Genomic DNA, 11,459 nt, shown 5'->3' on the forward strand with positions numbered 1-11,459 from the left:
AACCATGGCGAACCAAGGGCAGAGCGCCGATCGTGGTCTTGAGGGGCTGACTGCCGCCGCCAAGAGTGCTGCCAGTGCCGAAGGCGCCAAAAAGGGCCTGCCTCCGGTGCATCTATGGAATCCGCCGTTTTGCGGCGATCTCGATATCCGAATCGCGTCCGATGGTACTTGGTTCTACATGGGGACGCCAATCGGGCGTCACGCGCTGGTCCGCCTGTTCTCGACCATCCTGAAGCGCGAGGGCGACAAGCATTTCCTCGTGACGCCGGTGGAGAAGGTCGGCATCCGCGTCGACGACGCGCCGTTCATGGCGGTCGAAATGCAAGAGGACGGCGAGGACAACCATCGCGTGCTGCGCTTCCGCACCAATGTCGACGACTGGGTCACCTGCGATGCCGCGCACCGGCTGCGCTTCGAGCAGGCAGTGGACGGCGGGCTGACGCCCTATCTGCACGTCCGCGCCGATCTCTGGGCCAAGGTGACCCGCGCGCTCTATTACGATCTGGTTGACATGGGCGAGGAGCGGATGGTCGATGGCCAGCCGATGTTCGGCGTCGAATCGGCCGGCGAATTCTTCGCCATGGCCGATGCGGACGAGGTGAGGGCCGCGCTTTGAACAAGCCTATCCTGAAAAGTGATCCCGTCGCGCTTGGCGCTGCGGATTTCTTTACCCGTTCCAGGGCGAGGCTCGGCTTCGACGTGCCGCCCGGCCTCTACGATCCGAACATCATTCCGGCCTCGGGCGATCCCGGGACCGACAAGATGCTGGAAATCGTCGCGCGCGAGCAGCCGGTGCGGCCGGCGGCGGTCCTGATCGCGGTGGTGGACCATCCCGAGCCGACCGTCCTGCTGACGCAGCGCTCGGCGCATCTCAACGACCACGCCGGCCAGATCGCCTTTCCCGGCGGCAAGATCGACGCGACCGACACCTCGCCGCTCGATGCGGCACTGCGCGAGGCCGAGGAGGAGGTCGGGCTGTCCAGAGACTTCGTCGAGCCGATCGGCTATCTCGATCTCTACGGCACCGCCTTCGGCTTCCGCATCCTGCCGACGGTCGCGAGGGTCCGGCCCGGCTTTGCGCTCACGATCAACCATTCCGAGGTTGATGATGCGTTCGAGGTGCCGCTATCCTTCCTGATGAATCCGGCGAACCACCAGATGCACAGCAAGGAATTCCGCGGCATGGAGCGCTTCTACTATGCGATGCCGTTCGCGGAACGTTACATCTGGGGTGCAACCGCCGGAATGCTGCGTGTGCTGTATGAGCGGATCTACTCATCATGATCCGGACGGTTCTGACCGAGATCGGAATTTTCCTCGTTCCCTTTGCCGTCTATGCGTTGTTCCTGGCCGCCAGCCGGTCCGGCCTGTTCGTGCAATCGTCCTGGCCGGTCACCATCGTCGCTCGCCTTGCCCTCATGGCGATCGTGCTTGTGATCGCGGGTCTGATCGGCCTGGCGCAATTCTCCGGCGCCGGCCCGGAGTCGACTTACGTTCCCGCCCATATCGAGAACGGCAAGTTCGTGCCGGGCACGGAAAAATAGGGGCCTGCCGATGAGCGCGGAGCCGATCCTCGCCGATGCGCCATGGCTGATCTCCGGCGGCACCGCGCGCGTCCTGCAATTGCTCGATGCGGATGGCGAGGAGGCGCGGGTGGTCGGCGGCGCGGTGCGCAACGCGCTGCTCGGTCTTGTGCCCGGCGACATCGACATCGCGACCACGGCGCGGCCGGAGGAGGTGGTGCGGCGCGCCAAAGCCGCCGGCATCAAGAGCGTGCCGACCGGCATCGACCACGGCACCGTCACGCTGGTCATCGACGGGCATCCCTACGAAGTCACGACCCTGCGCGAGGATACCGAAACCTTCGGCCGCAAGGCCAAGGTCGCGTTCGGCCGCGACTGGGTGAAGGATGCCGAGCGGCGCGACTTCACCATGAACGGCCTGTCGGTCGATGCGACCGGTGTCGTGTACGACCATGTCGGCGGGATCGCGGACGCCAGAGCGCGCCGCGTGCGCTTCATCGGCGACCCCGACCAGCGCATCGCCGAGGATTATCTGCGCATCCTGCGCTTCTTCCGCATCCACGCCGCCTTCGGCGCCGGCGAGCCCGACCGCGACGGCTATCTCGCCTGCATCCGGGGACGTGGGGGCCTTGCCAGCCTGTCGGCCGAGCGGGTGCGCATGGAGATGCTGAAGCTGCTGGTGGCCGGCGGTGCGTCCGCGGCCGTGCTGGCCATGGCCGAGGGCGGATTGCTGCAGGCGCTGATCGGCGGCGTCGCCTATACCGGGCCGCTGGCGAGCATGGTCGCGATCGAGCGCGAGCTTGGCCTGCCGGCGAGCGTCACCCGGCGCCTGGCCGCGCTGACGGTGGCCGTGACGGAAGACGCCAAGCGCGTCGCCACGCGCCTGCGGCTCTCCAACGCCGAGGCCAAGGCGCTGGATTCGATGGGGCACCGCTGGTGGCGGTTTGCCACCAAGGACGAGGCCAATGCGCGGCGGTTGCTCTACCGGCTCGGTGCCGAGCGCTATCACGATCGCGTGTTGCTCGGCTGGGCGCGGGCGGCGGGCGACGTGCATTCGTCGCGCTGGCGCGAACTCGCCGAGCTGCCGCAGCGCTGGACTGCGCCGAAATTTCCGCTCCGCGCCGCCGACTTCATCGCGCGCGGGATGGCGGAAGGGCCCGCGCTCGGACATGTGTTGACGCTCGCCGAGGACGCTTGGCTTGCGGCGGATTTTCCACTAGAGGAAGCCGCGCTCGCTTCCATCGCAGATCAAGCTGCGGCACGCGTCAGCCGCGAACGGAAAACGTGACCATCGTCTCAGGCTTCGCCGACATCTCGATCTTTCAGCTTCTGCTGGTCGCGTTGATGGCGTTGTTTGCTTCGATCATCGGTGGTCTCGCCGGCTACGGCACCGGCGCGCTGATGCCGCTGGTGCTGGTGCCCCTCGTCGGCGCCGAGCCCGTGGTGCCGATCATCGCGATCTCCGCGATCTTCACCAATTCGAGCCGTGCGCTCGCCTATGTCCGCTATGCCGATCGCCGCCGCGCGCTGATCGTGCTGGCCTGCGCGGCGCTGACGACCGCGCTCGGCGCCTACGGCTATACGCGCCTCACCAATGCGGGCGCCGCGCTCGTGATCGGCACCATGCTGATCCTGAGCGTGCCGCTGCGCCGCGTGCTCCGCCGCCGCCAGGTCAGGATCGGCGACACCGGCCTTGCCGCAGGCTCCGTCGGTTACGGCGTGCTGGTCGGCGGCACCTCGGGCTCCGGCGTGATCCTGCTCTCGCTGTTGATGGCCGCAGGCCTCGAAGGCGCCGCCGTGATCGCGACCGATGCGATGATCTCGCTCGGCACCGGCCTGATCAAGATCTCGGTGTTCGGCCTCGCCGGCGCCGTGAATGCGCAGGTGCTCGCCTTCGCACTGCTGATCGGGGCGATCGCGATCCCCGGCGCGTTCCTCGCCAAAGCCTTCGTCGAGCGGATGCCGGTGAACATCCACACCGCGATCCTCGATGTCGCGGTGATCACCGGCGGGCTGGTGATGATCTCGGCGGCGGCGCGGCAGCTCGTCGCGTAGGTGATCCACGCGGCATTCGCGCCTGGATCGCGGATATTGGCCCCGTCGTCATTCCGGGGCGCGCCTCTTGGCGCGAGCCCGGAATCCATTCATCCATCGACGCTGCAGCCCGATGGATTCCGGGCTCGCGCGGCGCGCGCCCCGGAATGACGAGACGGGCCAGGGCGTGTGCCCAGGAACGTCAGGTTTCGCGCCCAAGCCGGAAATCGCCAGGCATAACCGCCATCGGCGGCTTTTGACCCAACTCGGATATCGGCGCCAGCTTCCGTCTCGCGTTTTGCGTTCAGGACCACGGCGGCTCTTCGCCCGCCGCGGCTGCCTCGTGGTTGATCGTGACGCCCGCCGAACGCAACCCGGTCAGCAAGACAGTTCTTACCGAGGCGGGATCAAATCCAATATCCTTGGCGTTTGGTGGATGTGCCTCGCTGTCCTTCAATCGGAGCGCCAGGTGCAATTGCTCGCAAAGGTGCTGAACGACGCGATTGACTTGATCGTCAGTCATCGTTGGCTTCCTCCTGCTACCTTTTGTTCGACTAGGTAGCACAAAATAGGGCGGTACGCGATTGGACGGCCCCAAGCCCAACCCCACACTCGTAGACGGGCCGGCCCGTCTGGTACGCCGGAAGTGACTGGCAGCGATGGGACATTGAGTCCAATCGGCGCATGCGGATGAGCTTGACTAGTGCCGTTCGGCTTCGGCTTCCTGTTCCAACTGCAGGATGCGCGCCCGTAACGCGTCGAACGTCTCTTCGGCGGCCTCGCTGAACAGCGGATCCTCAGGATTGGTCATGGCCGAGGCGATCTCCGTCCAATCCTCAGGCTCGAGAGCCTTCAGGGCGGCGGGAAAGAAATCGCGATCTTCCTTCATGATGTGGCGCCGCTCGTGCTCGATGAAATCGCGAACGATGGCATCCACGTCCTGCCGAAGCAGTTCGCGGTCGGCAAGAACGTTGTCGACCGCATGAGCGACGCGGCGCAAGAGTTCGGCCCCTTTCTGGTGTTCGCGGGCGAGATCACCGACCTTCGCAGCCGCAGCCGGATCGCGAATTTGCAACTTGGCGAAGACCAGGTCTTCCTGAGGGTGGTGGTAAACCTCCGGGTAAAGCTCGAAGTAGCTGATAACCGCGCCAATAACCTCATAGTCGGGGCGGTCGCCGCGGTCGAAAACCTCAAGTTCCCGCTCGAGGATGGCGAGCAGTTTCTCAATGTTGCGGTGCTCTTGGCTTAAGCGCTCAATGATCATTGCTGCGATCCACAAGGTGACCGATTGAGAAGCTCTTGAAAGCTTAGCCCCAAGTCGCCTCAGCGCTTTGCGCTAGATCAAGCTCCGACGTCGGCTTTCCGACCTAACCGGAAGTCGCCCGGCTCAGCCGTCATCGGCGGCTTATGACCCCGAATGTATGGTCCGGCCGTGCGTAGCAAGAGGTTCGTCGATCAGGTGGTGAGTGGTCTTGCATCAATGTATCCGGCCTTTGATTGGAGCATTCTCTCCGGGCCATCATGGATATCAGCGCGCGTGCGTTCTCATTAGCGGACAGGCCTCGATTGGGCCATTTGGGTCACCAGTGTTCGCATGCGCCGGGAAGACCGAACCTCCATCTCGTCTCATCCTCTCGCAGACCTTGGCTGGAACCTGTTGATGGGGTTACGTCATCGCTTGCTCCTCCTACCTCGCAGTTCCTGTGTTCGAGCCGGGGGCCGTTCCTTCGTCCCGGCCCGCAGGACGTGCGTCGCGTCGCGCGCACGGGCGGTCAAGGCCGGCCGTTGCGCTTTGCTTGCGGCTGGCTCCGGCGTTGCCAGGCCGCGCCTTGACCGCCCCGAGCACGGCGCGACGATCAAGCGGATTGGACGTCTGCATCGTTGGTCCTTGTCAGCTCGAAGGCGCGTCCTTTAGCCAGCACCGCCCAGGCGATGCGGGCAAGCTTGTTGGCGAGTGCGATCGCTAGCACGTTGTGGTGCAATCGCTTCTTGGCGGCTTCGATCCAGGATCTGAGTCCGTAACGTTCCCAGTTCTTGATCCTGACCAGCACCACCCATGCCGCCTGCACGAACAGAACGCGCAGGTAGCGATTGCCGCGCCTTGAGATTTTGCCGAGGATCGTGCGGTCTCCCGTCGAGATCTGCTTGGGCACCAGTCCGAGCCAGGCGCCGAAGTCACGGCCTTTGGAGAAGACGTCTCCAGTGCCGATCGCGGCTACCATGGCGCTCGAAATGATCGGCCCGATGCCAGGCACCGTCATCAGGCGCGAACATGCCTGATCTTGACGGGCCAGTGCTTCGATCTCGCCGGAGAGGCTATCGATGCGCTGATCCAGCCGGCGCCAGTCGCCTGCCAACTCCTCGATGACACGCAACATGCGTGGCGACAGGGCATCGGTGCGCGTGGCAAGGATGGTGGGCAGTTCTGTGCGCAGGAAGCCGATACCCTGGCGCACCGCGATCCCGCGTTCCAGCATGAAGGCGCGAATCTGGTTGATGATGCCGGTGCGTTGCGACACCAGCCGCTCGCGCACCCGATGCAGCGCCTGCAGATCCAGTTGCTCCGCGGTCTTGGTCGCCACGAACTTCATCGTCGGGCGTTGCACGGCTTCGGCAATCGCTTCGGCATCATTGAAGTCGTTCTTCGGTCCTTTGCTATAAGGGCGGACATATTTGGCCGGCATCAACCTGGCATCGTGACCTAGCGATGCGAGTTTGCGGCTCAAATGATGTGCGCCGACGCAGGCTTCCATGCCGATCAGGCAAGGCTGCATATTGGCGAGCCGCGCCTCCACCTGGCCACGCGACCACTTTTGCCGCAGCACGATGGCGCCGCGCGTATCGTGGCCCACGACGTGGAACGAGTTTTTGCCGATATCGATGCCGATCACGGCGATCGCAGTACTGGGTGTCTGGGACATGGCGTGCTCCTTGTCTTGGCGCCCCTGGCCAGCTTATCGCTGGCGGGGCAGGAGCACGGCCGGACCATCCCATTAGCGGACGTTGGCACCGATGAGGCGATTGAGATAGCTGCGTCGCCACAGCATGCTTCGCTACGTCAGACTGATTGCTGCTTATGCCCTCCGAGTTGCAAGCCGGAACACTGCAGGTCGTCGATTGCTGTCGGCTCCGGCTCGTGGCCCCCTGCGACCTCGGAGCGCCCAGCAGATTTGAGACCACTCCACGAGGATGAGAGCGTGCTCCAATTTGGAACTCGTGCGTTGACCATGGCGGTTATCATTTTATTGACCGTCCTGGGCAGTCAGCTATTCGACCAGCACGCATTAGGAATTCATTTTCGACCGGTACACATTAGGAATTCATTTGCAAATAGCGGCAATCTTCAGTTGCACAACCAAAGGTGGGGCTGCGGGAGATGCGCTATCGGTCAATCGGGGATGACAGATTGCTGTCAACCGTCACGTGGCAAGCCACCCTAGCAATTGCGCTTTTGGCGGCGCTCGCGCTGAACCTTGTCGGCTTGAGTTTCAGCGTTGACCTGTCAGCCGATGCCCTCGTGCTAATGAGCCTGTACGCATTTCTCACAATCTATTTCAGCTTCGTTCGGCCAAATGCGGAGGCCGCGCGTATTCTCACCTGCTTCGGTCAGCTCGTTGTTGTGGTCCTCATGGGAATCGCGCTGAGCTACGCCGCATCCACAGTGCCACTGCCCTACCGCGACGTGGAACTTCACGCCATAGATCGATGGCTTGGATTTGATCGCGCCAATTATCTCGCTTTTTTGAGAAGGCACGATGCGCTCCTCAGCGCTCTTTCTTTCGCCTACAACTCCATGATGCAACAAAATATCTTGGTGTTGGTCGCCGCCGTTCTGACCCAGCGCTATGATCGATTGCAGTTGTACATCGTCGCATTTGCAGTTGCCGTGACGGCTACTGCCGCCATTGGATGCTGCATCCCGGCCGCGAATGCAATGATCTATGTGGATAGGGTTCCAACCGAATTCTCAACCTTGCCGGATGGCGGGCATAGCTATTTCCCGATCCTCGAAGGCCTTCGCAACGGAACGCTCTGCGTTATCGACTTTCGTTCCTTGGAGGGGCTTATCTCCTTCCCGAGCTTTCACACGGCGAATGCCATTCTATTCATGTGGGCTCTTTGGCCAATCCGCATCTTACGTTTTCTTTTAGTGCCGTTGAATCTTCTTCTCATCGCCGGCACGCCCCTCTGCGGCGCACATTATGCCGTGGACATTATTGGCGGCGTTGCTGTGGCATGTGGAGCTATCGCTGCAACGGCGTGGCTCATCCATGCCGGTCGGATCGGGCGTCGCGAACAATTAGTTCTCGCCCGAAGCTGACGCTCTAGCCATCGTGTGGATCGATCGCCGCGATCTTCATTAGCAGAACCGTCCGTTTATCGTAAATCGTCGAGGGGGCGATCGAACGGACATGATTTCTCATCATCGATCATTCGCTGGAGCCCGCTTGCTCCCGACATTTTTTCAATCGGCATCCGCGGATAAAAGAATCTTTCCTGCAAGGATTCATGCAACCTTAACTTGTTTAACCGTAGTTCTACGCATGTAAATCGGAATTCGGCAATGCGGCCCGCAAGCGTGCTTTTTGCGTCACGACCCGTCCTCGATGAAGGTTGCGGCCACCGACTTGGTAAGCACGGGGAAATCGTCAATACGGTACACGGCGGGCTCGCTGCAGCGATGCCGGCTGCGCGCTTCGAGCAGCAGTTGCCCTCGTGCAAGCGTGCCGATGACGAAGTTACGGCCGCTTGGAGGTTGCTGCAGTTCAATTGGCGAGTTCTAGCCAGTACCGCAGGCATCGTGGTGGCTTGGCTCGTCGCGACGCAGTTCTATATCGAGCCGTCAGGCTATCTCGTCGCGTTCGCGCTGGCGGCGCTGTATTGGTGGATCGGTCTGCGTAACGCCCGATCGGACGCCAGCGCAAATCCCAGGGTTTTTCTCTGTCTCACGGCGTCGGCGCAGATAACCCTGGCCATCCCGGTTCTGCTCACGTTGACCTATGTGGCCACTTCCATCGGCTTTCCGCTCCAAGACGCCCGTTTGCTGGCTTGGGATCGCGCGCTGGGGTTCGACTTCAGGAGTTTCCTCAATTTCATAAATCGTCACCCGGAATTGATCCCGGTCCTGGCACGATCTTACACTTCCATTACGCTCCAGATGATCCTGCTGGTTCTCGTTCTTCCCCTGGCGGGATGCTACCGGCGCGCTGCGGAGGCGCTATGCGCGTACTTCCTTGCCCTCCTCGCAACAACCTTCATCTCAGTCTTCGTCCCGGCCATCGGGGTCTACCATGTGCTCGAATTGCAAGCCTCCGTTTTCTCCTACTTCGAACCTTCGGGCTACTATGACACCTTGCGCGACGCGCCGCTCGTGCGCGCGGGGCTGCTCCAGAAGCTGCATCTGCCGGGTCTTGTAGGCGTCCTTACGTTTCCGAGCTTCCACGCGGCATCGGCAATCCTCTACATGTGGTCGTTCTGGCCGCTGCGCTGGCTCAGGCTGGCCATCGTTCCCTGGAATGTCTTGATGATCGTCGCGACGCCGCTGGGGGGAGGCCACTATCTGGTCGACATCCTCGCCGGGGTCGCAGTGTCAACCTTCGCGATCGTCATCACGGCAGCGATCAGCGCAGCTTGCTCGTCGGGGCGGATCATGAGTGCCACCAGCCTCGCGCCTAAGCCGGCTTCGCGAGTGCGGTTGCATATCGGGAAGGTCCCCAGCAACACTAGGAACAAATTCTTCACCAATAGAAAAGATAGTATTGATATCACAATGCAACCTAACGATGCGCATGCTAGAACCGCCAAAAGGTAGCGCGAAGTTGCAGTCTGCCGTCGCAATTGGGAATTTGGAATGTTCAGTGGGTCGGCCTACGCGCGAGCCATAGTAGGGTCGCTCCTCCGCATTGGAACGTCGGAAGATGTGCAGATCGCGGGTTCGGGTGTGCTCGGAATACGCCACGCGTCCCGTCAGCGGTCCGTGAAGTGCTGTTGGTCGATCGCCGCTTGGGCGTGCGGTCTTGCGGTGTTTCCTTGAGAAGCACAACCATGTTCAGCCTGGCTGATCAGCTGGCTCTTTCGCGCAGTCGGCCCGCTGGTTTCGACTACATGCGGATTGTGCTGGCGGCTACGATTATCTGCCTGCACAGCGCGAACGTCACCCTTGGGCTCGATCGGGCGATGGAAATAGTCGGCCATCTTCGCATGCTGAACGCAATGATCCTTGCGCTCTTCTTCGCCTTGAGCGGGTTTCTGGTGACGGCTAGCTTGTTGAGGTGCAAGAGCCTGATTTCATTTATCGGCCTGCGCGTGCTTCGCATTGCGCCCGCGCTCGTGGTCGAGACGATGCTCTCAGCCATCATCATCGGCCCGATCTTCACCGCGATGCCATTGGCTCAGTACTTCGCGGACTCGAAGTTCCATGTCTATTTTCTCAACATCGTCGGCGACATCCACTTTGAACTCCCGGGCGTATTTCTTCACAATCCGGTGCCTGATCTGGTGAATGCTCAGCTTTGGACGGTACCGTATGAGCTGTGGTGCTACGTCATCCTGGCGCTTCTTGCTGTGACCACGATTTGCTTCAACAGGGTGGTATACCTTGGGTTCCTCGTGTTCGCCCAGCTCGGGCTCGCCTGCTACGATATCTACCATTGGAACGAACTGTTCATTCACCTTCGTCCGCACCTTCTTGTGTTCTGCTTCCTTCTAGGTGTCGGCTTCTACCTCTGGCGCGACAGGGTACCCTTCAATCGGGCGACGTGTCTGTTCGCGCTTCTGCTTTGCACTGCCGGCATGGCCAGTGGACGCTGCGACGCGATTTTTGCCGCGCCCGCTGCCTATGTCGCGTGTTATCTGGGCCTCATGAATCCGCGGCGGAGCTGGATCGTGTCGTCCGGCGACTACTCCTACGGGATGTACCTCTATGGATTCGTCATCCAGCAGTGCATAGCAGCGTTCGGCCCATCGGTTCAGTATTGGTATCTGAACGTCCTGATCAGCCTGCCAATTGCCTTTGGCGTTGCTGTCGCCTCTTGGCACCTCGTCGAGAAACTTGCACTTCGACTCAGAGGTCAGCTCGAACGATTTGAGGCGGCCGTTCTGTCGCGGATTTCGATTGTTCGGTTTTCGCGCAGGTCACCGCGACCGATCGAATTAGGCGCGACGCTTGGCAGTAGCGCATCAGGCTGACAGCGCTGCCTAGAACTCGAACTGTTTTGTTCATGGCGGCATCCATGCATCGAGCAGATCTACAGCCCGCTGCTGCTCGAGGACAAGCCGCGCCCGCCGAATAGCGTAACAAGACGGTCTGACGATGTCTGGCGCCTCTCAAGACGCGCAATCCAGCCTCAGCGGACAAGGTGAACTACGCCTTGGAGGAGGCTTGGGGAGATGTTGAATATCCAGTTCTATGTCCGCTTCTGGCGCAGAAGCGGACATAGACGCGCCGGAGCCGAGCGCTCCGATCTCATGAGGCCGCGGCCTTAACCGCGCCTACTCCTCGTCTTCGTCGTCCTCATCCTCTTCTTCATCCTCGTCCACCTCTTCCAGGTGTTCGAGCACGGCGAGCGGCAGCGTCTCGCGAAACAGGTCGCCTTCCACGCCCATCCAGAGGCAGATCACGTCGTCGCCTTTGACTTCTGCGACGGTCAGCGGCTGGCCGCCGGATTTGAGCATGACGATATCGCCGGCTTTCAGTTCCATGGATGGTCCTTTCGGGTTGATTGACTTGAGAGGCTAGCAAGCCGGCATGACACGCCGATCACGGACTGCGGGATCAGTGGATGTGCTGCGGCAGCGCGCATCCGCTGCCAAGGCTGCTGAAACGCCGACGACGGAGCTTCAGGCCGGGAGCGGGACCATGACGGAGGCAAGGGCGCCTGCGCGATGGGTTGCGCAGGGGCT

Annotated in this window: 12 protein-coding genes; 8 read left to right on the forward strand and 4 right to left on the reverse strand. The window is 61.7% G+C overall.

Annotated features, from left to right (window positions below):
- Nucleotides 1–4: 4 nt before the first annotated feature.
- The 5 genes from ACE10W_RS09000 to ACE10W_RS09020 are packed head-to-tail and all read left to right on the forward strand — an operon-like array spanning nucleotide 5 to nucleotide 3,578.
- Nucleotides 5–616, forward strand: coding sequence for a DUF1285 domain-containing protein (locus ACE10W_RS09000; RefSeq protein ID WP_028175034.1), 612 nt, complete (start codon nucleotides 5–7; stop codon nucleotides 614–616).
- A complete protein-coding gene (locus tag ACE10W_RS09005; RefSeq protein ID WP_028175033.1) occupies nucleotides 613–1,284 on the forward strand; it encodes a CoA pyrophosphatase in 672 nt (223 codons plus the stop codon). The genes ACE10W_RS09000 and ACE10W_RS09005 overlap by 4 nt, the downstream gene beginning before the upstream one ends.
- Nucleotides 1,281–1,544, forward strand: coding sequence for a DUF6111 family protein (locus ACE10W_RS09010; protein ID WP_011085255.1), 264 nt, complete (start codon nucleotides 1,281–1,283; stop codon nucleotides 1,542–1,544). The genes ACE10W_RS09005 and ACE10W_RS09010 overlap by 4 nt, the downstream gene beginning before the upstream one ends.
- Before the next feature lie 10 nt (nucleotides 1,545–1,554).
- Nucleotides 1,555–2,811 (forward strand): CCA tRNA nucleotidyltransferase, encoded by a 1,257-nt coding sequence (locus ACE10W_RS09015; RefSeq protein ID WP_304551142.1) that lies wholly within the window; start codon nucleotides 1,555–1,557, stop codon nucleotides 2,809–2,811.
- The gene (locus ACE10W_RS09020; RefSeq protein WP_304551143.1) at nucleotides 2,808–3,578 is read left to right on the forward strand and encodes a sulfite exporter TauE/SafE family protein; all 771 of its coding nucleotides are present in this window, start codon (nucleotides 2,808–2,810) and stop codon (nucleotides 3,576–3,578) included. Before ACE10W_RS09015 ends, ACE10W_RS09020 begins: the two co-directional genes overlap by 4 nt.
- A gap of 283 nt (nucleotides 3,579–3,861) precedes the next feature.
- Here the strand turns inward: ACE10W_RS09020 and ACE10W_RS09025 are convergent, their stop codons facing one another.
- The 3 genes from ACE10W_RS09025 to ACE10W_RS09035 all read right to left on the reverse strand — a co-directional run bounded on the left by ACE10W_RS09025 (nucleotide 3,862) and on the right by ACE10W_RS09035 (nucleotide 6,478).
- Nucleotides 3,862–4,080: a hypothetical protein gene (locus ACE10W_RS09025; protein ID WP_039183971.1), complete on the reverse strand. Its 219-nt coding sequence runs from the start codon at nucleotides 4,078–4,080 to the stop codon at nucleotides 3,862–3,864.
- Nucleotides 4,081–4,257: 177 nt separating this feature from the next.
- Nucleotides 4,258–4,821 (reverse strand): hemerythrin domain-containing protein, encoded by a 564-nt coding sequence (locus ACE10W_RS09030; RefSeq protein WP_011085258.1) that lies wholly within the window; start codon nucleotides 4,819–4,821, stop codon nucleotides 4,258–4,260.
- Between the two features lie 592 nt (nucleotides 4,822–5,413).
- A complete protein-coding gene (locus tag ACE10W_RS09035; RefSeq protein WP_011088795.1) occupies nucleotides 5,414–6,478 on the reverse strand; it encodes an IS110 family transposase in 1,065 nt (354 codons plus the stop codon).
- 485 nt (nucleotides 6,479–6,963) lie between these two features.
- Between ACE10W_RS09035 and ACE10W_RS09040 the strand changes: the two genes are divergently transcribed.
- The 3 genes from ACE10W_RS09040 to ACE10W_RS09050 all read left to right on the forward strand — a co-directional run bounded on the left by ACE10W_RS09040 (nucleotide 6,964) and on the right by ACE10W_RS09050 (nucleotide 10,745).
- On the forward strand, nucleotides 6,964–7,878 hold the full coding sequence (locus ACE10W_RS09040; protein ID WP_304551144.1) for a phosphatase PAP2 family protein: 915 nt from the start codon (nucleotides 6,964–6,966) through the stop codon (nucleotides 7,876–7,878).
- Nucleotides 7,879–8,121: 243 nt separating this feature from the next.
- Nucleotides 8,122–9,369, forward strand: a complete 1,248-nt coding sequence (locus tag ACE10W_RS09045; RefSeq protein WP_375762593.1) for a phosphatase PAP2 family protein — start codon at nucleotides 8,122–8,124, stop codon at nucleotides 9,367–9,369.
- 233 nt (nucleotides 9,370–9,602) lie between these two features.
- Entirely contained in the window at nucleotides 9,603–10,745 is a 1,143-nt protein-coding gene (locus ACE10W_RS09050; protein WP_304551146.1) for an acyltransferase, read from the forward strand.
- Nucleotides 10,746–11,048: 303 nt separating this feature from the next.
- Here ACE10W_RS09050 and ACE10W_RS09055 read toward each other — a convergent pair whose 3' ends face one another.
- Nucleotides 11,049–11,258, reverse strand: a complete 210-nt coding sequence (locus ACE10W_RS09055; protein WP_011085266.1) for a YodC family protein — start codon at nucleotides 11,256–11,258, stop codon at nucleotides 11,049–11,051.
- Nucleotides 11,259–11,459: the final 201 nt, after the last annotated feature.

Origin of the sequence: Bradyrhizobium sp. B025, from assembly GCF_042257955.1 — a bacterium.
GTDB classification, from domain to species: domain Bacteria; phylum Pseudomonadota; class Alphaproteobacteria; order Rhizobiales; family Xanthobacteraceae; genus Bradyrhizobium; species Bradyrhizobium diazoefficiens.